31 protein-coding genes are annotated in these 24,453 nt (G+C 64.7%); 10 read left to right on the top strand and 21 right to left on the bottom strand.

Annotated elements, in window-relative coordinates; translation table 11 throughout:
- Positions 1–35 precede the first annotated feature (35 nt).
- From Harman_RS03465 to Harman_RS03455, 3 genes are read left to right on the top strand one after another with little or no spacing between them, the layout of a single operon-like run.
- Positions 36–1,529 carry a hypothetical protein gene (locus Harman_RS03465; protein ID WP_137682421.1) on the top strand — a complete coding sequence of 498 codons (1,494 nt, stop codon included), beginning with the start codon at positions 36–38 and terminating at the stop codon, positions 1,527–1,529.
- Entirely contained in the window at positions 1,526–2,209 is a 684-nt protein-coding gene (locus tag Harman_RS03460; RefSeq protein ID WP_137682420.1) for an ABC transporter ATP-binding protein, read from the top strand. The genes Harman_RS03465 and Harman_RS03460 overlap by 4 nt, the downstream gene beginning before the upstream one ends.
- A complete protein-coding gene (locus Harman_RS03455) occupies positions 2,199–3,332 on the top strand; it encodes an ABC transporter permease (protein ID WP_137682419.1) in 1,134 nt (377 codons plus the stop codon). The genes Harman_RS03460 and Harman_RS03455 overlap by 11 nt, the downstream gene beginning before the upstream one ends.
- On the opposite strand, the gene Harman_RS03450 is transcribed toward Harman_RS03455, so the two are convergent.
- The 12 genes from Harman_RS03450 to Harman_RS03395 form a co-directional block, all read right to left on the bottom strand.
- Positions 3,329–3,841: an HTH domain-containing protein gene (locus Harman_RS03450; RefSeq protein ID WP_137682418.1), complete on the bottom strand. Its 513-nt coding sequence runs from the start codon at positions 3,839–3,841 to the stop codon at positions 3,329–3,331. The two genes, Harman_RS03455 and Harman_RS03450, sit on opposite strands and share 4 nt — an antisense overlap.
- Positions 3,842–4,543: 702 nt before the next feature.
- Positions 4,544–5,617 carry a methionine synthase gene (locus tag Harman_RS03445; RefSeq protein WP_137682417.1) on the bottom strand — a complete coding sequence of 358 codons (1,074 nt, stop codon included), beginning with the start codon at positions 5,615–5,617 and terminating at the stop codon, positions 4,544–4,546.
- Positions 5,618–5,619: 2 nt separating this feature from the next.
- On the bottom strand, positions 5,620–6,618 hold the full coding sequence (locus Harman_RS03440) for a 5-methyltetrahydropteroyltriglutamate--homocysteine methyltransferase (protein WP_137682416.1): 999 nt from the start codon (positions 6,616–6,618) through the stop codon (positions 5,620–5,622).
- Positions 6,619–6,680: 62 nt separating this feature from the next.
- Positions 6,681–7,316 carry a HemK2/MTQ2 family protein methyltransferase gene (locus Harman_RS03435; protein WP_137682415.1) on the bottom strand — a complete coding sequence of 212 codons (636 nt, stop codon included), beginning with the start codon at positions 7,314–7,316 and terminating at the stop codon, positions 6,681–6,683.
- A gap of 1 nt (position 7,317) precedes the next feature.
- Positions 7,318–8,175, bottom strand: a complete 858-nt coding sequence (locus Harman_RS03430) for a 16S ribosomal RNA methyltransferase A (protein ID WP_137682414.1) — start codon at positions 8,173–8,175, stop codon at positions 7,318–7,320.
- A 38-nt stretch (positions 8,176–8,213) separates the two neighbouring features.
- Positions 8,214–8,786, bottom strand: coding sequence for a DUF655 domain-containing protein (locus tag Harman_RS03425; protein ID WP_137682413.1), 573 nt, complete (start codon positions 8,784–8,786; stop codon positions 8,214–8,216).
- A gap of 173 nt (positions 8,787–8,959) precedes the next feature.
- A complete protein-coding gene (locus Harman_RS03420; RefSeq protein WP_137682412.1) occupies positions 8,960–9,316 on the bottom strand; it encodes an RNA polymerase Rpb4 family protein in 357 nt (118 codons plus the stop codon).
- Positions 9,313–9,603 carry a 50S ribosomal protein L21e gene (locus Harman_RS03415; protein ID WP_137682411.1) on the bottom strand — a complete coding sequence of 97 codons (291 nt, stop codon included), beginning with the start codon at positions 9,601–9,603 and terminating at the stop codon, positions 9,313–9,315. The genes Harman_RS03420 and Harman_RS03415 overlap by 4 nt, the downstream gene beginning before the upstream one ends.
- A 113-nt stretch (positions 9,604–9,716) precedes the next feature.
- Positions 9,717–9,983 carry an elongation factor 1-beta gene (locus Harman_RS03410; protein ID WP_137682410.1) on the bottom strand — a complete coding sequence of 89 codons (267 nt, stop codon included), beginning with the start codon at positions 9,981–9,983 and terminating at the stop codon, positions 9,717–9,719.
- Positions 9,984–9,985: 2 nt separating this feature from the next.
- A complete protein-coding gene (locus Harman_RS03405) occupies positions 9,986–10,165 on the bottom strand; it encodes an HVO_2753 family zinc finger protein (protein WP_137682409.1) in 180 nt (59 codons plus the stop codon).
- Between the two features lie 74 nt (positions 10,166–10,239).
- The gene (locus tag Harman_RS03400) at positions 10,240–10,839 is read right to left on the bottom strand and encodes a DUF2391 domain-containing protein (RefSeq protein WP_137682408.1); all 600 of its coding nucleotides are present in this window, start codon (positions 10,837–10,839) and stop codon (positions 10,240–10,242) included.
- Positions 10,836–11,708: a 3-hydroxyacyl-CoA dehydrogenase family protein gene (locus tag Harman_RS03395; RefSeq protein ID WP_137682407.1), complete on the bottom strand. Its 873-nt coding sequence runs from the start codon at positions 11,706–11,708 to the stop codon at positions 10,836–10,838. Before Harman_RS03395 ends, Harman_RS03400 begins: the two co-directional genes overlap by 4 nt.
- A 144-nt stretch (positions 11,709–11,852) precedes the next feature.
- On the opposite strand from Harman_RS03395, the gene Harman_RS03390 reads away from it, so the two are divergent.
- Together Harman_RS03390 and Harman_RS03385 are read left to right on the top strand one after the other, a co-directional pair.
- Positions 11,853–12,821 carry a sugar phosphate isomerase/epimerase family protein gene (locus tag Harman_RS03390; RefSeq protein WP_137682406.1) on the top strand — a complete coding sequence of 323 codons (969 nt, stop codon included), beginning with the start codon at positions 11,853–11,855 and terminating at the stop codon, positions 12,819–12,821.
- Positions 12,822–12,914: 93 nt separating this feature from the next.
- Positions 12,915–13,628: a TIGR00266 family protein gene (locus tag Harman_RS03385; RefSeq protein ID WP_137682405.1), complete on the top strand. Its 714-nt coding sequence runs from the start codon at positions 12,915–12,917 to the stop codon at positions 13,626–13,628.
- A 25-nt stretch (positions 13,629–13,653) separates the two neighbouring features.
- Here Harman_RS03385 and Harman_RS03380 read toward each other — a convergent pair whose 3' ends face one another.
- A complete protein-coding gene (locus Harman_RS03380; protein WP_137682404.1) occupies positions 13,654–14,034 on the bottom strand; it encodes a CBS domain-containing protein in 381 nt (126 codons plus the stop codon).
- Positions 14,035–14,136: 102 nt separating this feature from the next.
- Between Harman_RS03380 and Harman_RS03375 the strand changes: the two genes are divergently transcribed.
- Together Harman_RS03375 and Harman_RS03370 are read left to right on the top strand one after the other, a co-directional pair.
- Positions 14,137–15,246: a Gfo/Idh/MocA family protein gene (locus Harman_RS03375; protein WP_137682403.1), complete on the top strand. Its 1,110-nt coding sequence runs from the start codon at positions 14,137–14,139 to the stop codon at positions 15,244–15,246.
- A gap of 45 nt (positions 15,247–15,291) precedes the next feature.
- The gene (locus tag Harman_RS03370) at positions 15,292–16,473 is read left to right on the top strand and encodes a redox-regulated ATPase YchF (RefSeq protein WP_137682402.1); all 1,182 of its coding nucleotides are present in this window, start codon (positions 15,292–15,294) and stop codon (positions 16,471–16,473) included.
- A 30-nt stretch (positions 16,474–16,503) separates the two neighbouring features.
- On the opposite strand, the gene Harman_RS03365 is transcribed toward Harman_RS03370, so the two are convergent.
- Positions 16,504–17,433 carry a hypothetical protein gene (locus tag Harman_RS03365; protein WP_137682401.1) on the bottom strand — a complete coding sequence of 310 codons (930 nt, stop codon included), beginning with the start codon at positions 17,431–17,433 and terminating at the stop codon, positions 16,504–16,506.
- Between the two features lie 77 nt (positions 17,434–17,510).
- Here Harman_RS03365 and hisD point away from each other — a divergent pair, with 77 nt between their 5' ends.
- Positions 17,511–18,782: a histidinol dehydrogenase gene (gene hisD / locus Harman_RS03360; protein ID WP_137682400.1), complete on the top strand. Its 1,272-nt coding sequence runs from the start codon at positions 17,511–17,513 to the stop codon at positions 18,780–18,782.
- 59 nt (positions 18,783–18,841) lie between these two features.
- Positions 18,842–19,216, top strand: a complete 375-nt coding sequence (locus Harman_RS03355) for a HesB/IscA family protein (RefSeq protein ID WP_137682399.1) — start codon at positions 18,842–18,844, stop codon at positions 19,214–19,216.
- Here Harman_RS03355 and Harman_RS03350 read toward each other — a convergent pair whose 3' ends face one another.
- The 7 genes from Harman_RS03350 to Harman_RS03320 form a co-directional block, all read right to left on the bottom strand.
- The gene (locus Harman_RS03350; protein ID WP_004516608.1) at positions 19,217–19,417 is read right to left on the bottom strand and encodes a dodecin; all 201 of its coding nucleotides are present in this window, start codon (positions 19,415–19,417) and stop codon (positions 19,217–19,219) included.
- 47 nt (positions 19,418–19,464) lie between these two features.
- The gene (locus Harman_RS03345) at positions 19,465–20,124 is read right to left on the bottom strand and encodes a hypothetical protein (RefSeq protein WP_137682398.1); all 660 of its coding nucleotides are present in this window, start codon (positions 20,122–20,124) and stop codon (positions 19,465–19,467) included.
- Entirely contained in the window at positions 20,121–20,741 is a 621-nt protein-coding gene (locus Harman_RS03340) for a hypothetical protein (protein ID WP_137682397.1), read from the bottom strand. Before Harman_RS03340 ends, Harman_RS03345 begins: the two co-directional genes overlap by 4 nt.
- A gap of 59 nt (positions 20,742–20,800) precedes the next feature.
- Positions 20,801–21,715 carry a metal-dependent hydrolase gene (locus tag Harman_RS03335; protein WP_137682396.1) on the bottom strand — a complete coding sequence of 305 codons (915 nt, stop codon included), beginning with the start codon at positions 21,713–21,715 and terminating at the stop codon, positions 20,801–20,803.
- Positions 21,716–21,782: 67 nt separating this feature from the next.
- Positions 21,783–22,316, bottom strand: coding sequence for a mechanosensitive ion channel domain-containing protein (locus Harman_RS03330; RefSeq protein WP_137682395.1), 534 nt, complete (start codon positions 22,314–22,316; stop codon positions 21,783–21,785).
- Positions 22,317–22,340: 24 nt separating this feature from the next.
- Positions 22,341–22,673: a DUF7116 family protein gene (locus Harman_RS03325; RefSeq protein WP_137682394.1), complete on the bottom strand. Its 333-nt coding sequence runs from the start codon at positions 22,671–22,673 to the stop codon at positions 22,341–22,343.
- A gap of 90 nt (positions 22,674–22,763) precedes the next feature.
- Positions 22,764–23,003, bottom strand: coding sequence for a DUF5816 domain-containing protein (locus Harman_RS03320; RefSeq protein WP_137682393.1), 240 nt, complete (start codon positions 23,001–23,003; stop codon positions 22,764–22,766).
- A gap of 72 nt (positions 23,004–23,075) precedes the next feature.
- Between Harman_RS03320 and Harman_RS03315 the strand changes: the two genes are divergently transcribed.
- Positions 23,076–24,434: a bifunctional metallophosphatase/5'-nucleotidase gene (locus tag Harman_RS03315; protein ID WP_137682392.1), complete on the top strand. Its 1,359-nt coding sequence runs from the start codon at positions 23,076–23,078 to the stop codon at positions 24,432–24,434.
- Positions 24,435–24,453 lie beyond the last annotated feature (19 nt).

The following is a 24,453-nucleotide window of genomic DNA, read 5'->3' as shown; positions in this document are numbered from 1 at the left end:
GGCAGACGACTACTGCAGGTAGAGGTGATTGCGTGATGCGCCGCGGTGTGGCTGTACTCGCGTGTCTGGTCGTCGTCGGCTCGCTGCCGCTCTCGGTCGCCGGCGCGAGCGTCAACGCATCGATCTCGAACGTCGAGGTGTCGCCGTCGTCACCAGCACCGGGCGAAACCGTCACGTTCGAGACGACGGTGCGAAACCTCGAGAACAGCGACGCCCCGCTCGAAATCAACGATATCGCGATCCGAAAAGCAGGTGGGAGCGGTATCACGGAGTACGAACGCGTCTCGGATCTGGGTTCGATTTCGCCGGGCAGCACGCTGGAAGTGCCCCTGACTGCCTCCTTTGAATCGTCGGGGAGCAAGGACCTCCGCGTCATCGTGTACGGTCGTGACCGGGGGAACGGCAACAACGTCGAACTCAGATACCCGGTGAAACTGAACGTTCAGGAGCGGCACCCGCAGATGGACCTCTCGGTCAACGACTCCGTCGCCGGCATCGAATCCAGCGGCGAAGTCACCGTCGCAAACGGCCTCGACTCTCGGATAACGAACGTCGAAGTCGCCGTCGAGGGCGAGGGCGTCGAGATGACACAGAGCCGAACGGTCGAATCGAGTATCGCGGAAAACGGGTCGATGACCGCCCCGTTCCGGTTCCGGCCCGACTCCGCCGGCGAGCACTCGCTAACTGCGACGCTCAGCTACACGATTGCTGGCGACACCACGCGTAACACGACCCGAACGACGGTCATCGAGTCGGATCCGCTCCGCAACAGCGTCGAACTCGACACCACCGCAGTCGGTAGCGGTACCGATCGCGCACTGCGTGTCGCCGTCTCAAACGGGGCTAACGCCCCGATAACGGACGTTATGGTCGCGGCAGACTCGGAAAACGCGACGTTCCAGCGCGTGCTGCTTGAGAACGTCTCAGCCAGTACGACTCGCCAGGTGCGGCTGAACGCCACCCTGGACGAACCTCGTGCGGATGCCACTGTCACGGCCAACTACGACCTCGGCACCGAGACGGAGCAGGCCACCACCGAAACGACGATCCGGTCGGTCCCGGGAACGATAGATCTCACCGGTCTCGATGTCGTCAGACAGGGCGGCAGGCTCCAGATATCGGGGAGTGCGAGCAACGTCGGATCGACGGATGCCGACAGCGTTCTGGTGAGCGTCGTCGATACCGAAACCGTAACGCCGGCCACGCCGGGCCGCGATTACTTCGTCGGCACGGTCCCGGACAGCGACTTCGTCTCCTTCAACGTCTACGCCCGCACGGAGGGGAACGCCACGTCGGTGCCACTGGAGGTAACGTACCTCGTCGACGACACGCGCAAGACACAGCGGTTCGATGTGGCTATCGATCAGATGGGCGGGGCGGCACAGCAACCGGACCAGGACGGCGGCAACGAGGGCGGGAGCCAGAACAACATGCTGCCGGTGTTCGTCGCCGGCGGTCTGGCGCTGCTGGTCGTCGTCGGTGTCCTCGTGCGCCGGTACCGCCGCGGTGACGACGATATCGAGGTATGACGGTCATCGACGCACAGGGGCTGGTCAAGCGCTATCGAACCGGCGGCCAGACCCTGTACGCACTGGCGGGCATCGACTTCGCGCTCGAACCCGGCGAGTTCGTCTCGATCATGGGCCCCAGCGGGAGTGGCAAGACGACGTTGCTAAACATCCTTGGGCTGCTGGATACGCCGACGGAAGGAACCGTGCTGCTGGAAGGGCAGGACGTGACCGGACTCGGTGACAGCAAACGGACCTCGCTCCGCAAACAGACGATCGGCTTCGTGTTCCAGCATTTCTATCTCTTGCCGACGCTAACTGCCGTCGAGAACGTAGAGGTCCCGCTGCTGTTGGACAGCGATCCAGGGGTCACGAAACGGGCTCGAACGCTCCTGGAGCGACTCGGACTCGGTGAGCGACTCGACCACAAGCCAGACGAACTCTCCGGCGGCCAGAAGCAACGCGTCGCCATCGCGCGCTCGCTCATCAACAGCCCGAAGGTCGTACTCGCCGACGAGCCGACGGGTAACCTCGACAGCGAGACCGGGCGGCAGATACTCGACGAGTTCCGCCGTATCGCCGACGAGGACGACGTGGCAATCGTCGCAGTCACCCACGACGACCTTGTCAACGAATACGTCGACCGGACCGTCCATCTGGTCGACGGCACCATCGGGAGGGAACGGAAGAATGGCGGGTAGGTTCTTCCCGGCCGCGCTGATGGCGCGGCGCAACCTCACGCGGACGAAGATGCGGTCGCTGCTGGCGTCGCTCGGTATCGTCATCGGTGTTGTCGCAATCGCCTCACTGGGGATGTTCGGTGTCGCCCTTCAGTACTCCTTTACGCAGAACCTCGGCGATGTCGGGAACCAGCTCACGGTGTACCCGAACTCCGGCGAGAACGTCACCGAACTCACCGAGCGCGATATCCGTGCGATCCGCCGGGAGGCGAGTGCAACAGCAACCGTCTCGCCGGTGATGACGCGTGTGGAGCCGGTGTCGTACAACCGCGGTGATCCGGTCCGGGAAACCATCTATGGCGTCGAGAATCCGGCTGAGTTGTACGAGGCCCAGGAGGGGCGGGTCTCCCCGTTCCGGACCGGTGCACTCGTCGGGTCGAGTGTCGCGGATGAACACGATCTCCACCCGGGGAGCCAGATTACTGTCAACGGCACTAACGTTCGTGTTCAGGCCGTCCTCGAAGAAGGCGAACCGTTCTCCTCGACGAACCCCGACAACCGGGTCATCATGTCGACGAACTCCTTCAGCCAGCGCGGCTACTCGGAGGTGTACGTCATCGAGTCCACCGGGACAGCGGCCAACGAAACGGCCATGGGGATACGCGAATCGCTCAACGAGCGCGAGGAACGGGTGTTCGTTCAGGAACTGGGCTCTATCGTCGACACCATCGAACAGCAGTTCCAGATCATCAACACCGTCCTCGCCGGCATTGCGTCGATCTCGCTGCTCGTGGCCGGCATCTCCATTCTCAACGTGATGTTGATGTCCACCGTTGAGCGCCGGGAAGAGATCGGCGTCCTCAGAGCGGTCGGCTACCAGAAGCGGGATGTCCTCAAAGTGATGTTGATGGAAGCGACGCTGCTTGGCGTCCTCGGCGGCATCGCTGGTGTCGTTTTGAGTATCGGTGCTGGACTCGCCATCAATCACTACGCCGTCGGTGACGCGATGGCCGTCTTCAGGCTGCCAAACGCCTGGTACGTCGGCGCGGCGTTCACCTTTGGGGTGCTGACGAGCATCGTCAGCGGGCTGTATCCGGCCTGGAAAGCAGCGAGCGAAGAACCGGTCGACGCCTTGCGCGGTTAGACTATCGCGTCGACGCCCGGTTCTAGCAGCGGTTCGGTTCGGTCAACCGACAGCGAATCGAACTGTGCGAGCCAGTTCTCGTCACCGCGCTCGAAGGCCTCCAGCGCGTCACCGACGGTGTAGGTCCGTTCGTCGTCCGAACACGGGAACACGCCCTCCAGGTCGTCGCCGTCGTAGATCGCCAGCGAGACGACCGGGAACACGACCACGTCGTCGACGCGGTCCATCCCGACGTAGCTCCGATTCCGTCGCTCGAACGCCGGCTTGAGCGAGTGGCCGTTCCGGTCCGCCCAGTCCTGGAACTCCTCGTAGGTCTGGATGGCTTCCGAGCGCTTGTCCTCCGCCATCGTCCTGATCCGCTGCCATTCCCCGGCGACCATCGACTCGCTGAACACACCGTTTGCCTCCAGTCGCTTGACCCGATTGAGCACCTGCTGCTGTGCGTCGAACGTGCCGTAGGTATCGCCCCGAAGATACAGTTCCGCCCGAAGGTGTGTGTCCTCTGTCATAGGTTCTCGTCGCTAGCTTCTCCGGAATCCCTCAAAACTCTTTCCCAGATATACCTGCTAGCAATTGGCATGAATTTTGTTGCGGGAAAATGGGGTATCAAGCTCTCTGTACCCATAATATAGAGAATTTACCTGAATACGGAAGCCCCTTATATTATTGGTATTTCAACAGATGTTTTCTGCCCGAGTCGATGGGTAGTTCGATATCTGTCGAATAAATCTGGTTTCTGTTTCCTTCTGTTTAGGCGGTTACTTCGTAGAATTATAAGATTCTGTATGTTTAGCGGATCGGGGCCTTGCTGTTCAAGCAGCCCCGTTACGAACACCTTTGGCTCTCGCCCAACGGGGTTCTGAAAGAACCGCCAGAGACTGTTCCGGTCTCGGGCGTCGCGTGTCGCTGTTACTTTTGCCGGTTCAGGCCCCGCCGCGCCCGAGAATCTTCGATAGCTGCCGAAGTCGTGACTCGCTTGCGTCGAAAATAGACGTACTCGGGACGGGTTCTCGCTCCCGATGGTCGCTCAAACCGTGCACTTCGTTAAAACAACGTTGCTCGCGGTTCCACCGCTTGCTTTTCCGAGTGCCGCTCACTACGTTCGCGCCCCTCGCTGTTCGCGGCCGGGACCGCTCACCGATTCGTTGTCTCGCGGCTCACTCCGTTCACCGCTCGACTCTCCGAGACCCCTCACTACGTTCGGGCTCTCGCTAGTCGTCCGCGCTCGCTTCTGCACCACTCGCAACAACGTCAATTTCGCCGGCGTCCAGTTCTTCTTCAATTTCGCGGGCCGCCTGCACCATGTTCTCCATCTTGCCGTAGGCGACCTCACGCGGCAGGAGCTTCACGCCACAGTCCGGCGAAACGGTGAGCCGTTCCGGCGGGACGACCTCCAGCCCCTTCTTGATGTTCTCCTTGATTTCCTCGACGGATTCGACCTCTGCCGTGTGTGCGTCCAGCACGCCCATGGCGAAGTCCTTCGTGAACTCGTGCTCTTTGAACACGTCGAGCTGGTCGTAGTCGCCGTTAGCGAGTTCGAGGTCGTACTCGTGGACCGGGTAGTCCAGAATCTCGGGGTAGATGCGCGAGTAGTCGCCGTAACAGACGTGCAGGCCGAGGCGCACGTCGTCGGGAATCTCGTCGACGATACGCTCCAGACACTCGCCGACGATAGCGTGGTCGTCCGGCGTCGTGGCGAGGGCCGGCTCGTCGATCTGGATGTAGCGAGCGCCGGCCTCGACCAGCGCCTCGATCTCCTCGTTGACGAGGTCGGCCAGCTCGTAGGCTAGCTGTTCCTCGCTGTCGTACACTTCGTTGAACGACCAGTTCGCTAGCGTGTAGGGGCCCGTAATCGGGACCTTGACCGGGCGCTCGGCGACCTCGTCGGTGAACTCGAACTCTTCGACGAGCCACTGCTCGCCGTACTCGACCTCGTCGGCGACGCTCGGCTTGTCGAAGTAGTTGTGGCCCCACACCTTCACGCGGCCGTTGAATTCGTAGCCGTCGATGCGGTGGGCGAAGTACTCCACCATCTCGTTGCGGCGCATCTCGCCGTCACAAATGACATCGAGGCCCGCGCGCTCGTGTTCGTGGGTGATGAGACGCGAGGCGTCGTCTTTCGATTCTTCCCACTCGTCTTCGCCGAAGTCGGCGTCCTCGTCCTCGAACAGCTCCCGGGCACGGTCGTGCCACTTGGGCTTGGGATAGGAGCCGACGACGGTCGTCAGCAGGAAGTGGTCGTTCGGGTGGTCCGCCGGTTTGAACTGGTCTCGTGGTCCTGTCATTGTTATGCCTCCGCCGCCTCCAGGTCCGCGGCGTTTGCGAGTGCTTTGAGCTTGTCTTCGAACTTGTTCACCGGGAGATAGAACGTTTCCGTGTTCGCCGTCGCGTACACGGTGTCGTAGGCGGTGTTGGTCTGCTGTTCGAACCAGTCGATGCGGTCCCGAATCGTTTCGGGGGACTCGACGAGCGTGTTCTGGCCGTCGACGACGCCAAGCGCCACGTCGTCTTTCGTGCCGTACTCCTGAACGTTGTAGACGGTCTGGTCGTGGTTGGCGACGAGGTCGAAGCCGATGGCGTCGACGCCGGCGTCCATCAGGTGCGCGTAGGCCTTCTCCTCGATTGCGCCCCAGTACGTGTGGGCGACGACCTCGGCGTCGGCGGCCGAGGCGACGGCGTCGATGGCGTCGGCGGCGCGTTCGTCCTCGCCGTCGGCCGGCGCGTTCTCGACCAGCGACGGCTCAAGCAGGAACAGCGTCTCCACGTCGGGGAAGGACTTCACTTCCTCAACGAGGAAGTCGGCGATGGCGTCGAGGAACTCGGCGTCGTCGCCGTAGTACTCGTCGGTCGCGAGGTCGGCCAGCGAGTACGGGCCGGGGAGGACGGCCTGCAGTCCCGAGTCGACGTGGTCGGCTGCGGCACCGAGGTCAGCGGCCACATCGCCGCCGTCAGCACCGAGATCGCCCTGCACGACCGGCTCTCGGTAGAAGTTGTTGTTGTCGTAGTAGCGGACGATGCCTTTCGTCTCCACGCTGTCGTGGACCGCGAGCGGGTGCGCGAGCATATCGTCCCAGCGGAGCTGGCCCTCGACGACGCGGTCGAGACCGGCGTCCTGTTGAATCGAGATGACTTCTTCGCGCGCTTCGTCGTAGGCCGCGACGATTTCGTCGGACTCGTCGCCCGAGATGAGGTCGGTCTTCTGGTGGCCCTTCAGATCTGCCAGTTCGTCCTTGGCCCAGTCCGGGAGCGGAAAGAGCCCAGGCGTCGTGGCGATTACCTGTGTCATTGCTGTGGAGTAGGAAATGACGGGCTTTAATATTTCCTATTCAATATAATGCTTGACAGTAATCAAGATCGGTAGAACCGCAAGACGACGAGTGCTTCGTATGGGTGTTTTTCACTCGCAAGCTTCTCGCTCGCCAGGCCGTATTCGCTCGCGTACGCTCGCACTGCGTCCGGGTCAGTGAGGCTGCTGACGAGCATGAGCGCCTCGCCGCCTGGGGCCAGCACGCGCTCGACAGTTTCGAGAAACGGATCGACGAGCCGGCGGCCGTCATCGCCGCCCGACAGCGCGTGTTCCATCCAGTCGTCCCACTCCTGTTCGGGCGGCGTCGGCAGATAGGGCGGATTGAACGCCACGAGGTCGAACACGTCCGCTTGGAACGGCTCGACGAGGTCTCCGCGAACGACCGGGACGCCGTTGTCGGCCGCTTGCCGGCACGCCAGCGGACTCACGTCAACGCCGACCGCCCGCGCACCGGCTTCTGCGAGCGTCGCGGCGACGTAGCCGGAGCCAGTCCCCACATCGAGAACGGTATCGCCCGCGTCCACTCGCTCGCGGGCCGTTCGGGCCAGCAAGTCCGAGTCCTCCGCGGGCTGGTACACCGATTCCACGCCGCGCTGGTCGGCCAGCGTGGGGCGTTCGGTGTCGCCCTGCTCCTCGGCCGCATCTCCCTCTCCTCCGGCGTCGGATTCCTCGCCCATCTCAGGCCTCCGGCTGGCCGACTTCGTAGGCGAGCGTCGCCAGCGTGGCGAAGTCCGCAGGGGTAAGCTTCCCGGCTCGGGCGCTCATGAGGTCTTCATCGGCGGCCTCGACAACTGCGTCGGGGTCGCCCAGCCCGGAGATGTGGGCCGTGTTGCGGACGGCGTTTCGCATCGTCTTCCGGCGCTGGGTGAACACCGCCTTCAGGAAATCCATGAAGAAGTCGTCGCTGGGAACGGTGTAGTCGGGTTGTCGCGGCGTCGTTCGGACGAGCGCGCTCGTGACGCGCGGCTGCGGGTCGAACGCCTCCGGCGGCACCGTCTCGACGACCTCCACGTCGGCGTAGTGGCCCGCCGTGACCGACAGCCGGCCGTAATCGTCTGTCGCGGGCTCGGCGGCCATCCGCTCGGCGAACTCCTGCTGGAACATCAACAGGAGCGGGCGCTGCTCCGGCAGGAGTCGAAAGGCGATCTCCGAGGACGCGCCATAGGGTAGATTCGAGATGCTGGCGGTGAATTCCGGCAGGTCGATGTCGAGTGCGTCCCCCTCGATGACGGTGAGGTGGTCGGCCGCTATCTCATCGGCGAACTCCTCGCGGAGGTGGGCCGCGAACTCCGGGTCACGTTCGATTGCGGTTACCCTCTCAGCCGCCGCGAGCAAACGGTCCGTCAGCGCGCCCGGACCAGCACCGATTTCCAGTACATGCGAGAGGTCAACGTCCGCGTCTGTCGCGTACTCCGGAATACGGTCTAGGACCCGGTCGTCGACGAGGAAGTGCTGGTCCTTCCGGGTATCGGCCCGTTTGCCGGCCCGCCGGACGAGTGCGTCGGGGTCCCGAGTCCCTGTCTCGGTCGTAGTCATTAGCGAGCCGTAGCGGGTCGCGGTAGAAAAGGGTCGCCTTACGAGGACTGTTCCTCGCGCCGGACGAACAGCCGGTATTTGAGGTCGTCGTCCTGTAGCTCTTCGAGTATCCGCTCGACAAGCGTCTCTTTGGGGCTGTGGAGGCCGCTGACGCGCTCTTCGAGGTCTTCGAAGCTCTCGAAGGGCTTTCGCTTGCGCTCGTCGAGGATCGTGTTCCGGAGCTTCTTCCCGATGCCCGGCAGGAGGTTCAGCTGGTGGAGGCGCAGCGTGATGGGCTGGGCGTCGTTGTAGAAGTCGACGAACCGCTGTTCGTTCGCCTCGACGATCTCTTCGACGGCGTAGTCGAGTTCCGAGCGCGCCCCGCTGGGAATGTCCTCGAACTCGACTTCCGTCACGCGGCCGAACTCCGTCAGGTCCACGCGGTCGCCAAAGGCGATGTCTTCGGTCCCGTCGTCGAGTTCGAGTTCGTAAATGTAGAACTCCTCGACATCGAGGGCGTACGCAAGCGGCTCCTTCTGGTGTTGTGGCCGGTCGTCCCCGGGCCGCCCGTGCGGAAGGACATCGAGGACAGCCGCCGTCATAGTGTCGCCGCCGCTCTCCGATTCAGTCATGTCAGGCAGTACGAGCAGAGCACACTTAATGGCGGTGGATGGCTGGGACCGATTCACGGGATGGCGCCGCCGTCGGTCGAAACGCATCGGAGTGCGCGACACTGACCACTGCTGGGTCGCCGTCGATGGAAAGAAAAAAACCGGTACACAGCCGAACCGAGGGCTGTCGGTCGTTACGCGTACTGCTTGACGATATTGAGAATTTCGTCGAGTTCGTCGCCGTCGAGCGTGTAGCGCTCCTGGGCGAACACGGCACGGAGCTCGTCCCGGTCAAGTGGCCGCAGGTTCGCGATCTTGTAGGCCGTCGGCGTATCGACCTTCTCGAGTTCTTCGAGGTCCTCGACCAGCTGTAGCGACTCCTCAGGGTCGAGAACGGCAAAGCGGTTGACGTGCTCGATGGCCCGCTTGAGCTCGTAGCGCATCTCGCGGTCCTCCTCGGCCGCGCGCTCCATTTCGAGGTCTTCGAGTATCTCCTTGGTCTCCGCAACCGTCAGGAACTCCTCACTGACTTTTTCTTTAAATATCGTCATTCTTGCCGGCGCAGGTGCGCAGCGGTGACGATGATTGTCTTTGCCTTGCCACCGTCGACGATGTCGACCTTGTACGCGTCACCCTGCTCCCCTTCGACGGTTCCGGTCTGGCCGTCGAACCGCGGGTGGAAGCGTCCGTTCGGCACGGACGGGTCGATCTTGAGGTGGACTTTCTCGCCGGTGTCGAACTCTTCGACGGCACGCTGTGGCGGCGAGGTGCCGCGGTCGCGGGGCTTGTTCTTGAGCTTGTCTCGCGTTCCTTCGAGGGGTCCGTTTGAACTAGGCATTCTTGCTCCCCGCTAATCCGGTCGCCCTAATAAAACGTGCGTTCCGTGGCCGTCGCTGGTCACGCTCTTGCAGTCGCTACAGGCGCGGTTGGAAAACTACAGCGACGAGTCGATTACAGGCGACCGGTGCTCTCGACGGAGACCGACTCGACATCCTCGACGTTCGCGAAGGCCTCTTCGACGGCTTCCGTGCCGCCGGTGTCGTCGGGAACGATGACCGTCGGCGTCAGCGCGACGAGGCCGAACGCAACGTCCTCGCGCTCGAACCCGTTGATCTTCGTACCTTCCGGAAGCACGCCCTCGAGACGCTCCTGCAAGTCGTCGAGGTCGACTTCGGGGCTTTCCGGCATGACCTTGATCTTGGCTGCTACTTTCCCCATTGTTATGGTCCCATGAAGCCGCAGTCAGGGCATTTGTAGAGGTTGCTCTGCTTCCGGCAGGTGGCACAGCGGTAGATCTGCTGGCCACAGTCCGGGCACTTGAACGCGGCGGCGTTCGTGCCGGCGATGTTGATGCCACACGAGACGCACTTGCGCGCCCGTTTCTGTTGGCTCTCGCTCATACCACCCCGTATCCGACCGCGGCTTTTAACGATTGCCAAACGCGGCCGCCACCGCGAGAAGGGGTGGCATGGTCCTAGTTCCCGGGCAGGATGTCCCCCAGCGCAGCGCCGATAGCCATCGGAACGAACGCCACGGCACAGATACAGGCCGACTCGTAGATGACGGCGGGGTCCGACGACCACTCGACCATTCCCCAGCCGGTCAGCAACGCGACGGAGACGACCATTGCAGTCCCGGTGACGCCGACGAGCCGCCGCGGGATGATTCCGAGAATCGGATTGGCGACGCGCACGTCCTGGAAGTCGGCGACGTACAGAATCGAGATGACCAGTCCGACGGCGATGATGAGCGTCGCGGCGAGATAGAGCGGGTGCTGAGCGATGTGCAGCCCTGAGTCGACGGTCCCGCCCTCGACGGCCATGGGAATCCCGAACAGCAGCGAGCCAAGCAGCGCCTCCGCGAGGTCGGACCGACCGAACCCCCAGACGACCCGACCGAAGGTCGCGGGCTCGTGGTCCTGGGAGTCCGCAGCCGCGCGCATCGCGTCACGGACCTGCTGTCGCTCGTCCTCGGAGTCGACGAGCTGTTCCAGCTCCTGGAGCTCGTTGAACAGGGCCGCGAACTCGTCGTCTTCGTCGTCAAACTCGGCCGGTGGTGCGTTCTGCTTGCTCATCGGTGCTCAGGTTCGCTGTCCCGCGTCGGTACCGCCGGGTCCGGGTCGGCTCCGGTCACCGGCTCGCCGTCCTCCCAGACGTAGAACCCCTCGCCGGTGACAGCGCCAAGCTGACCGTCTTCGACCTTCTGTCGGAGCAGCGCCGGCGGTTCGAACCGCTCGTCGAGCCGTTCGGCGAGGTCCGCAAGCGCCGCCAGCACCGTCTCCAGCCCGTGTTTGTCAGCACGGACGAGCGGCCCGTCGCGATCCGGCCTGCCGCGCTCGAATGTCCGGTCGATGTCCCGAACGGTGGCGACGCTGTCTTCGACCATCCGAATCGCTTCGGCGATGGTGGCGAGTTCGAGCCGCAACGCGGCAAAGCCCGGCGTGTCGCGGACGACGACCGGCGTCGCGTCCACCCCCTCCACGAAGTCCACGGTTCGGTCGCGGGTCGCTGCCGTCGTCTGCTCAGCGATAACGACTTCGACAACATCGCCATCGGGCGGGTCAACGAGATTGAGGCCGACCGCTCGGTCCGGACTCCGCAGGCCGGCGGCGACGGCAGTTACCCTCAACGACGTGTCGCTGACGGCGATCAGCGTTTCGTCCTCGACCATCGTCTCCGTCTCGGCGACCAGTTCCCGGTGGCTGTCCGTATCGCCATTAGTCGCGTCGATAACAATATTAACCCCGCTGACGGCGCTTTCGAGTCCGGTCGTCCCGTCGATACCCGCCGATGTGTCTCCGCCGAGGGCGTGTCTGATCTCGTCGACGCGGTCCATCACGTCGGTCGCGTCCGTCCCGCGAAGGCGCACCGCGTGGCCTGCACGGATACAGCGCTGCGCGATATCCCGCCCCCGCTGTCCGGTCCCGAGTACGGCCACAGTCATGACAGTACCACCGCGCTCCCAGGGCTAATCATTTACGCCGGCTACTGTCGGTCGCTCTCTCCTGGCCGCCGGATGCCGCTCCTGATCCGGACCGATATCGGTATCGGCAGTACGCTTTTTTCCATACCGTCTGTATCACCAGCCATGGACATCGGTGTACTGACAGTTCCCCTAGGCGGACAGTCGCTCGATGAAGCACTGGCGTATCTCAGCGACCTGGGTGTAGATGCGGTCGAACTGGGGTGTGGCGGCTTCCCCGGCGACGACCACCTCGACCGGCAGGCATACCTCGACAACGAGGAGAAGCAGGCCGAACTGCAGGCGCTGCTCGACGACCACGACCTCCGGGTGAGCGCGTTGGCGACTCATAACAATCCGCTGCATCCCGACGACGAGCGCGCCGCCGAAGCGGATACGGAACTTCGGGAAGCGATTCGGCTGGCCGACCAGCTCGACGTGAACACGGTCACGGGCTTTTCGGGCCTGCCCGCCGGCGGTCCCGACGACAAGGTGCCGAACTGGATCACCGCGCCGTGGCCCACCGAACACGCCGACGCCCACGAGTATCAGTGGCGCGTCGCCGACGAGTACTGGTCGGACCTCGCGGCCCACGCGGGCGCACACGACGTGGATGTGGGCATCGAGATGCACCCGAACATGCTGGTGTACGAACCCCGCGGCCTGCTCGAACTCCGCGAGCGGACGAACGACCGCATCGGCGCGAACTTCGACCCGTCGCATCTGTACTGGCAGGGCATCGACGTGACCGAGGCCATCCGCCTGCTCGGCGAGCACGACGCCATCCACCACTTCCACGCCAAGGACACGAAAGTGTACGAGTCGAACGCCCAGGAGAAGGGCGTGCTCGACACCGCACCGTACACGGACGAGCCGGACCGGTCGTGGCTGTTCCGCTCTATCGGCTACGGTCACGACGAGTCCCACTGGAAGGACGTGGTGTCGACGCTGCGGATGGTCGGCTACGACGGCGCGCTCTCCATCGAACACGAGGACTCGCTCACCAGCGCACGCGAGGGACTGGAGAAGGCCGTCGACGTACTCGATCGCGCCGTCTTCGAGACCCAGCCCGGCGACGCCTATTGGGCTGAGTAAGCAATAGCACTATCAACGCGGCTTTTTCGGCACGTAGGCTTATATGGCGTCTGTGAGATACGCCAACTGGACTACCGTATCCAGTGACACGTTATGGATATCGAACTCACGCACAAGCCCTCGTACACGCACGTCCGCGTCGACCTCGACAGCGGGGAATCTATCCTCGCCGAGCCGGGCGCGATGGTCAGCCACTCGCCGACAATCTCAATCGAAACCACGACGAGCCGGGACGGCCTCCTCAGTTCCGCGAAGTCGATGCTGGGCGGCGAGTCGCTGCTCGCAAACGAGTTCACCGCCGAGGGCGGCTCCGGCATCATAACCCTCGCGCCGCCGACGCCCGGCGACGTTCATCATCACGAACTCACCGGCGAGACGCTGTACGCCGTTGACGGGGCGTTTCTGGCGTCCGACCCAAACATCGACATCGACTCGGAGTTCGGCGGTATCAAGTCGATGCTGGCCGGCGCGAGCATCACGCCCCTGGCGCTGAAAGGGACCGGAAACGTCCTCATCGAGGCCTTCGGCGGCCTGGAGACTGTCGAACTCGACGCCGGCGAGTCCTACACCATCGACAACGACCACGTCGTCGCCTGGGAGGAATCGGTCACGTTTGACGCCCACCGCGTCGGCGGACTGAAGTCGACGCTGCTCAGCGGCGAAGGGCTTGTAATGGATTTCACCGGCCCCGGAACAGTCTGGTACCAGACGCGGGGCCTCGACTCGTTCACCTCGGCCATCGCCGACGCATTGCCCGGAACGGGTGACAACGACAACGATGCGTCCGGGCTGGACGACTTCATCTAGCTGGCGAGCGTCGCCCGGGTCCGCTTCAGGACAGCGCCTGCGTGATGTCCGTCGATGACACCATACCGACGTAGTCCTGATGTTCGTCAATGACCGGGAGGTGCTTGATGTCGTAGGTCGTCATCATCGCGGCGGCCTCGCCCAGTTCAAGCGAGGTCGTCACGCGCTCGACCGGCGAGGTCATTACGTCGCCCACGGTCGCCGTCGAGAGGTCCTTTCCGGCCGCGACAGCGTCGACGATGTCGGTGGTCGTGATGATGCCCGCCTGTGCCCCCGGAACGAAGATGCCGTTGATGTTCTGCTCCCGCATCTGCGTCGCTGCTGATTTCACGGTTTCGTCGGCGGAGATCGTCTCTAACGGCGTCGACATGATGTCCTCGATACGGACGGACGTTTCAGTTGCCATGGGGTGTCAACGCAGGCATCCGGTTTTGTCTTTTCCCTCGGCCCGGCCCGCTGCCCTGCCGTCACCCCGAGCGTTATTTCGGCCCCGGGTGAACAGCCGGGTATGACACTCGATGTCGGAATGCTCGGCTATCGCTTTATGGGCAAGGCCCACGCGAACGCGCTGGACCGCCTCCCCATGTTCTTCCCCGAAGCACCGGCGGTAAACAAGGACGTTCTCGTCGGCCGCGACGAGGACGCGCTGGCCGAGGCGGCCGACCGCCTCGGGTTCGACCGGATTGCGACGGACTGGCAGGACATCGTCGACGAGGTGGACGTGTTCTACAACCTCGGCCCGAACCACGTCCACGCCGAGCCGTCAATCGCGGCGCTTGAGGCTGGGACGCCGACATTCTGCGAGAAACCGCTCGCGCCGACGCTGGATACAGCGGAGGACATGGCCCAGACCGCTGCCGATGCCGACGTGCCCGCGGGCGCGGCGTTCAACTACCGCTTCGTCCCGGCAATTCAGTACGCGAAGGGACTCATCGACGACGGGGAACTGGGCGAGATTCACCACTTCCGCGGGCAGTATCTCCAGGACTGGCTGGTCGACCCCGACGCGCCGTGGTCCTGGCGCAACGACGAGGAGGTGGCCGGCAGCGGGGCGCTCGGGGATTTGGGTTCGCACACGGTCGACCTGGCCCGGTTCCTGCTCGGCGACGCCGCCGGCGAGATAACCGACGTGAGCGGCCACCTCCGGACGTTCACCGAGGAACGCCCCGTGGAGGGCAGCGACGAGACGCGCCCGGTGACCGTCGACGATGCCTACAGTGCACAGGTCGAGTTCGAGAGCGGCGCAATGGGGACGCTGGAGGCCTCTCGCGTCGCCAACGGCCACAAGAACGCCCACACCATCGAAATCGAGGGGTCGAAAGGTGCAGTCAAGTTCGACCTCGAACGCCTGAACGAACTGGAGGTGCTCACCGAGGGCGACCGCGGCTTCCAGCAGGTGCTCGTCACCGACGCGGACGACCCGTACGTCGACCACTGGTGGCCCCCCGGCCACGTCATCGGCTGGGAGCACACGTTCGTCCACGAGAACTACGAGTTCCTTTCGGCCGTGGCCGAGGGCGGCGACCAGGAGCCGTCCTTCGCCGACGGACTCGCCGCACAGCGGGTCCTCGATGCTATCGAGCAAAGCGACGAGCGCGGCGAGTGGGTCAGCCTCTAGGGTCGAACCGAAACCCCCTTTCGGCGGCCACTGGTAGGTGCTGGCATGCTCTCTATCGCGCTGGCCGGCAAACCGAACGCCGGCAAGTCTACTTTCTACACGGCGGCGACGATGGCCGACGTGGATGTGGGGAACTACCCCTTCACGACCATCGACGCCAACCGCGGGGTCAGCCACGTCCGAACGGAGTGCCCCTGTCTCGACCGCGAGGAACGCTGTGGTGACGACAACTGCCGGGACGGCAAGCGCTACGTCCCGGTGGAACTCATCGACGTGGCCGGCCTCGTGCCCGGCGCACACGAGGGCCGCGGCCTCGGGAACCAGTTCCTCGACGAACTATCGACCGCAGACGTAATTCTCAACGTCGTCGACGCCTCCGGCGGGACCGACGCCGAGGGCGAACCCGTCGAGGTCGGCGACCACGATCCCGTCGAGGACGTTCACTTCATCGAGGCGGAGATGGACCTCTGGCTCGCCAGCATCGTCGAACGCAACTGGGAGTCCATCGAACGGCAGTCCCGCTCGCCGGACTTCAAACTCGACGAGGCGCTGGTGGACATGCTGGCCGGCGTCGGGGCCTCCGAACTCGACGTGGCGCGGACGCTGCGGGACCTGGAGTATCCCGAAGACCCCATCGCCTGGACCGACGAGCACCGCGAGGCGCTGGCGACGGAGATACGACAGCGGACGAAGCCACTCGTCGTCGTCGCGAACAAGGCCGACATCGCCCCCGAGGGGAACATCGAGGCCCTGCAGGAAGCTGCCGACGTGGTCGTGCCCGCGACGGCCGACGGCGAACTCGCGCTGCGCAACGCCGCCCAGGCCGGCGTCATCGACTACGACCCGGGGGACCCGGACTTCGACATCGTCGGCGACGTGAGTGACCAGCAACGCGAGGGGCTGAACCGCATCCGCGAGGTCATGGACCAGTGGGGCGGCACCGGCGTTCAGGGCGCGATGGACACCGCCGTCTACGACCTGCTGGATCACCTGACGGCCTATCCCGTCCAAAACGAGACCCACTGGACCGACGGCCAGGAAAACGTCCTCCCCGACGCGTTCCTCCTGCGCCGCGGGGCAACACCCAAGGACCTCGCCTACGCCGTCCACTCGGACATCGGCGACGGTTACATCCACGCCGTCGACGCCCGCGAGAACCGCCGTATCAGCGACGAAACGGAACTCGAAGAAGGGGCAGTCATCAAGATCGTCAGCGACGCGAACTGAGGGGTCTGGCCCACGACTGCTCTCTCGTTCTTATTCCGGCAGCAAGTCCCGCAACGTCGTCCGAATATCTTCACTGCCGGGACTCTGTGGCACCTGCCCGAGCACGTCCCGGCCGAGTCGGTCCGTCGCCGCTGGGACCGAAAGCTCGTCCAACAGACTCCCGTACTTCAGCGCCAGCCGCGGCGACACGTCGAACAGCAGGTCGCGCTTGCCGATGAGTGAGTGGGTTATCGACAGGACTTCCACGGCCCGGTCGACGTACTGCTGTCTCGCGTCGTCGTCGCCGCCGTATTCGGCGAGGGCAGCCAGCAAGAACCGCTCCAGTTCGGCTTCGCGGTCGTGGAGCGCTGGCGGGTCCGAGAGCATCGTCGTCCCATCGGGCCGTTCCGGAAGCATGCTCCGGCGGGGCGCGTACGAGAGGACAGCGCCGGTGGTGGGCGTGGTCGCGGCGGGGAGTGGCACGGACAGCCGCTTCGAGGGGTTCGTGTCGGTGAAGACGACGTGCAGGTTCGCCGGGTCGCCACGCACCGGTTCGTCCCACCCGTCGGGGGTGTGCGTGTAGCCGCGCCGGAGTGCTTCCCGTAGCGTTCGCGGAATCCGTCCGCCTTCGCCCTGCAGTTCCAGGTGAAGGACGACGGGGCCGTCACCGCTCTCGTCGATGAGAGACCACAGATCCGGGAGTGCATCCGCAGCACCGGCAGAGAGTTCGTAGCAGGCAGCGCCTTTTTCTGCGGCCAGCAACCGGGCGAGCGTGCTGCCGCGCCAGCCGGTCAGGTCGGCCACGTAGAACCACGGAAGGCTGTGTATCGGGCCGACTGCGGCGTCGCCGGCCGCCGGGTCGATAGTTGCCGGCACTGTCTCCAGGTAGCTCTCGATCGTCTCCAGTTCGGGCGCGAAATACTCGGTCGTCGCCGGAGGGAGGTCGGTCGTCCGGCGACGATGGTCGTCGGGTGAGGCCATAGGCGGTGTAGGCCCGAGTGTCGGAAAACGCTGACGAGAAGGGAAACCCGTTTTTTGCCCCGCCTCGAACCCGGTGTATGAACGTACGGACGATAGCCGACCTGGGTCCCGACGAGCGGGCCGCTTTCTTCGACCGTGACGCCGGCGTCGACGCCGTCAGAGACGACGTACGAGATATCGTCTCGCAGGTCCACGAGGAGGGCGACGTGGCGCTCCGGCGCTTCGCCGAGGAGTTCGACGACGTGTCGGTGGGTAATATCGACATCACGGACGCCGCCGAGCGGGCCTACGAGGAAATCGACGACGACGTGCGCGAGGCCATTGAGGACGCCGCGGCGAACATCCGCGCGTTCCACGAGCGGCAGGTCCCCGAGGACTGGCGCGACGACTTCGAGGGGAGAGAACTGGGCCGTCGGTACCGCCCGCTGGACAGCGCTGGCGTGTACGCGCCCGGTGGGACCGCAGCGTACCCCTCCAGCGCGCTGATGGGCGTCATCCCGGCCAAGGTCGCAGGCGTCGAGCACGTCGCCGTCGCCACCCCGCCGGCCGAGGAAGTCAACCCAGTGACGCTGGCCGCCATCCACGTCGCCGGAGCCGACGCGGTCTACCAGGTCGGCGGCGCACAGGCCATCGCGGCGCTGGCCTACGGAACTGAAACCGTGAGCGCGACAGACATTGTCGTCGGTCCCGGTAACCGCTGGGTCACGGCGGCGAAGGCGGAGGTCCGCGGCGATGTCGCCATCGACTTCCTGGCCGGCCCCTCCGAGATTATGGTCGTCGCCGACGGCGACGCGGGCCCGGACCTGGTCGCGGCGGACCTCGTCGCCCAGGCCGAACACGACGAAAACGCCTCAGTCGTCGCCGTGACTGACGACGAGGAACTGGCCGAGCAGGTCACGGCCGCTGTCGACGAGCAGGTCGATGGCCGAGAGCGCGAGGCGGTCATCCGCGCCGCGCTCGACAACGACGCCTCCGGCGTCTTGCTCGCTCGCTCGATGAGCGAAGCGGTCCTCTTCGCCGAGGAGTACGCTGCCGAACACCTCTCGATTCAGGCCGACGACGACGAATCGCTCCTCGAACGAATCCCCTCCGCAGGGTCCGTGTTCCTCGGCCCGTACAGTCCCGTCGCCGCCGGCGACTACGCAACCGGCACGAACCACGTCCTGCCGACCGGCGGCAGCGCACGGGTCACCGGCGGCCTCTCCGTGGACACGTTCGTCCGGTCGACGACGGTTCAGCGGCTCTCCGAGGATTCGCTGGACGATATCGCGGACACGATTACGACCCTCGCCAAGGCCGAGGGGCTGGAAGCCCACGCCGAGAGCGTCCGCAAGCGGTTCGAGGACTAAGCGCGGACGACCTCGCCGCCGGCGTCACTGTTAACACGTTCGGGCGTCCACGTAAGTGTATGAGCAGCACAGCGGAGGACGGCGACCCTGAACTCGGGGGCGAGGACGTGGCCGTCACCGAGCAGGCAGCGGCGGAGGCACTGGATCTCCTCGAAAGCGAGGGAATGGATGTCGAGGAGTCCGGGCTTCGCTTATACGTCCAGCAGGGCGGCTGTGCCGGCCTCTCCTACGGGATGCGGTTCGAGCACGCACCCGAAGACGACGACGAAGTGTTCGAGCGCAACGGACTGCGCGTCTTCGTCGACGACGCCAGCATCGACTACATCGAGGGGTCGGTACTGGACTACGAGGGCGGCCTGCAGGGGGCCGGGTTCCACGTCCAGAACCCGAACGTAGTCAGCGAATGTGGCTGTGGCGAGTCTTTCCGGACGTAGCTACTCTTCGAGTTCGAACGCCACGACAACCTCGGCCTGGTACTCGCGGCCCTCGACACTGGCGATTTCGACGCCGAGTTCCTCCACTTCGACCCATTTGAGATTGTCCAGTGTCGCCTCCGCGCGCTCGATGGCGTCGTCAGCGGCTTTGTCGAAGCTTTCCGAACTGGTCCCGATGAGTGTGATTTTCTTGAAAACCATATGCGTGCCAATTGTTCACATGGGAATGATATAAAAGTACGGACAGGTCACTGCGACTGCCGTTCGAGCCACGTCCCGACGTGCCCGACTACGTTGGTGAGGTGGGCGGTCCCCCAGATAGCCACGATGATCGCGCCGATAGCGTCGAACACCAGATCGAGCATCGTATCGCTGAGCCCGAACTGTGTCAGAATCGTGTCGTTCCCGGTCGCTGTTGCGGCCAGCGTAATGGAGAACTCGATGACCTCCCAGAACACGCCAAATGCCATCACGAACAGCAGCAGGAACACGAACATGAACCGCGGGGGAATCGAGATCTCGTCGGTGTGTTCATCAAGCGCGCGGACGGTCGTGTAGCCGACCGCTGCGACGACTGACGACGAGAGCGCGTGGGTGAAGTGGTCCCACCACCAGATAGTGACGTAGAAGTTCTCCTCGGCCCCCGGGAGTCCGACGGTCCCGAGCGCGTGGAAGAACGCGGCCGCCGTAATCCACAGCGTCAGTGCCGGGTCGAGGACGATGTCGTAGTCCCGTTCCAGCAGCGCCGGGAGTTGCGTTACCGCGATAGCGACGGCGGAGTTGACGATGATGCCAACGTTGCCCCGCTCGATACCGACCGCGAGCAGGCCGACGAGTGCCAACGACAGCACCCGCGAGAGGAGCTGCTGTGTCGACGTGCTGACGCTGAGGCGGTCACGTACTCTCATGCGTCCGGCCGGACCTCCTCGGGGACGCGGTTGGTCCCGACCTGCTGGCGCACGTAGTACGCGAAGACCACGCCGGCCCCGACGCCGGCGATGGTCGATGCGACGAACTCCCACATCAGCGCCTCCTCGATGACGTGTTCGGACACCGTCGGGTCGAGGATGAAGGTGGTTCCGAGGAACTGGTCGACCACCCAGCGGACGACCGCCCAGACACCGGCGGCGGCCATCGTGGTGATAGCGACGAAGACGACGGCGAACCGAGGGGTCATCCGGACGGGCGTAAACAGTTGGAGTTCGACGGCGAGGATGAGCGCGATGGCGGCGACCGAGAGATAGGTCGCGAGGTTTCCGGTCACCGAGAGCGTCGCGAAGACGCGGCCGACGACGGGTAACGCCGCCAACAGGAGAACCTCCCACGGGAGCATCGCGTACCGGTTGAGTAGCAGGACCGGCGGGAGCAGCGCCAGTGCCGCTACCACGGCTGCGAACCCGGCCCACAGCAGGTCACCTTGGACAGCACTCGTCACCGAGACGGCGGCCAGCATGACGACGATACACCACGCCGCAAGCGCGTTGACGCGCCTGTCCCGGACCAACTGCGTTACGTCTCGGCTCATACCACGTGGAGTGACGCGATTCAAAAAACCCTATCGACCGCCAGTGTGACGCGGCCCCGTCAGATAGCGCCGTAGGCCATCGCGTATGCGACCGCGGCGATAGTCACTGCCGCAAGGCCCGTCACGAGCGTCTCCAGCCAGTCGACGCCGTGGCTGAACGGTCGGACCGGAGCCCCGATGGCCCCCAGCGCGAGGACGCTGAACACGAAGTGCGCCGACCGTTCGAGCGTCGGGGCGGGCAGGAACAGGACGGCCGCCGCGTAGCCAATCCCCAGCGCCGCCCGCGGGCGGACGAGTTCGGTCAGCGTGTATCCGCGGAGGTGGACGTAGGTCCACACCGCGAGCCAGACCGTCGCGAGTTCGATGGCGAACGCCGCCAGGAGGTGCGTGGTCGGGTCGGGGTGGAGTAGCACCCGTTCGGCGACGAGCGTCACGTCGAAGGGGTAGAAAAACGGCGGCGGGCCGCCGGTAAAGAGGTCACCGAACGGGTGGGTGAGCAGCCCCAGTAGCGCCAGCCCGGTCACCGTCCGGGGGCTGATATCACGGGACGTTGCGAACGTGGCGACGGCGAGCGCGGCTGCGACGAACACGACCGTTACGAGTGCCGCGACGGGGCCGCTGAGTGCGCCTGTGAGCGCGACGAGTGCCGCGCCGATAGCCACCGACGCGGTTCTGGCTGGCCGCGATTCGGTCGCCCAGAGCCCGGCTGCGACGGCGAGTGCGGTCCCCAGCAGGAGCGAGTGCGTCGGTCCGCGGTGGACGACGTTCGCAGTCTCCCAGAAGCCGTCCGCCGTCAGGTTCTCGGCGGCTCCGACGAGCAACCCGAACGGAGCGTAGACGATGTCAACGTCGGGCGCTGCGGCGAACAGACCGGCGACGACGCCCAACTGGACCGCCCGCTCGCGGGAGAGCCCCAGCCACCAGGCGGCGAGGGCTCCGAGGGCGAACGCGAACAGCGCGTGCCCGACGAACATACGCTACGTACGATAGCGATAGGCTTAAGTATCGCGTGTGAACGGGTAGCGCGGCGCTCGGCCCCGCTCAGGACCCAGAATCGACTTTCGTCCAGCGTTCTTCGATGGCAGCATTAGCTCTGACGACGGTATCGCCATCGACTCGAAACCGCGTCTTCCGGAGTTCGATGGCGGCCACCTCACCGGTGGTATCGCCGGCTTTGATCGTGTCGCCGGGATTGAAGTCCGGATCACGGAGGAGGTACACGCCCGCGACGGCGTCTTTGATCATCTCAGAGAGCGCATAGGAGACGCCGAGGGCGAGGAACCCCGTCGCCGTGCCCAGCGACGCGGCGATGGCGGTCAGGCCGACGATAGAGAGGAAAGACAGCGCCACGCCGAACCACAGGAACACGAGTACGAGGACCCCGAGGAACTGTCGGTACACGGGCGACTCGCCAGGTAGCGACCGCTGTAGCACGGCCCGCACACCGTACATGATGAGTTTGATACCCACCGCCGCGACGGCGAGAAAGACGAATCCGGTTATCAGACGCGGGAGCGCGTCGACGATGTTCGAGACTAGCTGTTCGAGCGCTCGATTGATGACACCGACTTGCACGCCGGATGGTGGGCGGAGAGCTCCCTAAGTGTTGGTGTCAGCCGGTACGGCTGTGTCGCCGGGATACCGGACCACCTCGTAGGTGCCGTCTTCGGTAACGCCGATAACGGCCCAGTCGTACGATACGTCCCGCCGGTCGAGACGGCGGCTGAGATGCGTCGCCTCGCCCGTGCGTGTGACGAAACAGCGCAACTCACCGCCGTCGGGTATCGGGTCCTGCGAGTCGAGCACTGAGACAGTGACGACGCGCCAGTCGCGTTCCGCTCGCAGTTCAGTACCAGTGCGCGACACGGTGTATCCGAGATCGTCGAATATCGACCGAGCCTGCTCGTCGAGTGATGTGGTAACGGCCCCCATCTGAGAACCAGTACCACTGGCTGTCTCATAAACGTTCCCACTAACCAATAGTTTGACAAGTATTGTCAGCGGCGACGCTCGAACCGAGCGTTACTCGTGGGCGGCGTCCCACTCCTCAGCCTTGCGGAGGTTCGAACAGTCGTTACAGCGGATGCGTCCCATTGAGTCCATAGCGTTATTGAACGTCTCGCAGTTGCTACAGAAGTAGCCCCAGCGGTGCTCGCGGTTCGCATCCCGGTAAACGACGTGAAACGCGCCTTTCGTGCCGATGTCGCCGTCGCTCCTGTCGACGTACAGCGTCTCGCCGTCGGGACCTTCGAGTGCGTCCATACGTAGTCATGACAGGCCAGCGGCTAAATCACTGCGGAAGCCATTTGTGGCTGGTACCCCTGTAGTGTGGGTGTGAGTCCCCGGATCATTCACTACTCCGACGTGGAGAAGGCCTACGACACACCCGAGCGGATCGGGCGGTTTGCGGGGACAGTGGCCGCCGCCGACGGCCCGGACACGCTGGTGGTCGGTACTGGAGACAACACCGGTCCAGGGGTGCTGTCGCTGGTCACCGACGGTGAGCAGTCGCTCGACCTCTTTACCGCGCTGACCCCCGCCTTCGAGACGCTGGGCAATCACGACTTCGACCACGGCCTCGACGCGACACGTGACATCATCGCCAAATCGCCCCAGACGTGGCTGACCGCGAACGTCCAGCAGGACGGCGACCGCTTCGCCCGTCGATTGACCCGGCCGTGGGCAAGTCGGACCGTCGACGGGCAGCAGGTCGGCTTCGTCGGCGTCACCGACCCCGACACGGCGTCGGCCAATCCACAGGCGAACACGCTGACGTTCACGGACCCTCTCGAAGCCGTCGCCGAAGCGGCCGCGGCGCTTCGAGCGGACGGGGCAGATATGATTGTCGTGCTGTCGCACCTGGGACGCACCGACGAGCAACTGGCCCGCGCCTGTGATGTGGACGTGATTCTCGGCGGGCACGTCCACCAGCGCCGCATCGACCGCATAGACGGGACGCTGCTCACTAGACCGGGAGCCAACGGCCGGGCTGTCGTCGATATCGACCTTGGAGGAACCGAACCGACCGCGCGATTTCACGAGACGGCAGACGGGCCGGTCGACGACCGCGTCGCGGCGGCTATCGAGGACAGGCTCTCCGAGGCGGGGCTGGACGAGGTCGTCGGCCACGTCGCGGAGCCACTGGACCGCAGTCAGGCGACAACCTACGGCGGTGAGTGTCGGCTCGGCAACCTCGTCGCGGACGCGTACCGGTGGGCGACCGGCGCGGACGTGGGGCTCCAGAACAGCGGCGGGCTTCGGAACGACACGGTCCCGCTGACTGGGGCGCTGACGGTCGCTGACCTGATGTCGGTCGTTCCCTTTGAGGAGCCCCTGACCGTCGCCGAACTGACGGGCTCGGAACTCCGGACGCTGTGTCGGCAGGCAAGCGGGCAACAGGTCGAGTTCGGCGAACCGGACTGGTGGCACGCCCACTTCAGCGGCGTCGAACTGGTCTGGAACGACGACACGCAGACTATCGAGCGACTGCAGGTGGACGGGCGACCGGTCCGTGACACCGAGACGTACACGCTCGCGACGAGCAACTACCTCTACTACACGGAACTCGAGTTCCCGGTGTTGACCGAATCCCACCGGGTCAGCGTCGCTGCGGTGCAGTACGAGGCGCTGGCCGACTACGTTCGGGAGGCGGATATCGGACCGACCGTCGACGGGCGGCTCACTCGCCGCTAGCGATTTAAACCTCGGCACG

This window comes from Haloarcula mannanilytica (assembly GCF_005406125.1).
Classification (GTDB): domain Archaea; phylum Halobacteriota; class Halobacteria; order Halobacteriales; family Haloarculaceae; genus Haloarcula; species Haloarcula mannanilytica.
The sequence above is the reverse complement of the archived record's forward strand: the minus strand, read 5'-3'. Positions and strand labels throughout refer to the sequence as shown.